Raw genomic sequence first — 545 nt, forward strand, 5'->3', positions numbered from 1 at the left:
TGATGGGTCAGCCGCTGTCGTTTCCGGTGATGATCTCCCCGACGGGTGTGCAGGCGGTGCACCCGGATGGTGAGGTGGCGGTGGCGAGGGCGGCAGCGGCGCGCGGTGTGTCGGTGGGGTTGTCGTTGTTCGCGAGCAAGCCCATCGAGGAAGTCGTCGCGGCGAATCCGCGGACGTTCTTTCAGGTGCATTGGGTGGGTTCGCGGGAGTTGTTGGGGCACATGCTCGATCGTGCGCGTGCAGCCGGTGCGGTGGGGTTGATCGTGACGATGGATTGGTCGTTCTCGGAGGGCCGCGATGGGGGGAGTCCGGTGATTCCCGAACGCCTCGACGCCAGGGCGATGCTGCGGTTGGCGCCGGAAGTGTTGGCGCGGCCGCGGTGGCTGGCGCGGTGGGCTCGTTCGGGTGCGTTCCCGGATTTGACGGCCCCGAATCTCGCTCCGCCCGGAAAATCGGCGCCGACGTTCTTCGCGGCGTATCGGGAGTGGATGTCGACGCCGTTGCCGTCGTGGGAGGACATCGCGTGGTTGCGTGAGCAGTGGGAC

At 67.5% G+C, this 545-nt stretch carries 1 protein-coding gene; it reads left to right on the top strand.

The window, feature by feature from the left end; all coding sequences use genetic code 11:
• Positions 1-545 (top strand): alpha-hydroxy-acid oxidizing protein (locus O4220_RS27720; protein WP_269608749.1); only part of this gene is annotated, 545 nt, incomplete at both ends.

Origin of the sequence: Rhodococcus ruber (assembly GCF_027270735.1) — a bacterium.
GTDB classification, from domain to species: Bacteria; Actinomycetota; Actinomycetes; order Mycobacteriales; family Mycobacteriaceae; genus Rhodococcoides; species Rhodococcoides rubrum_A.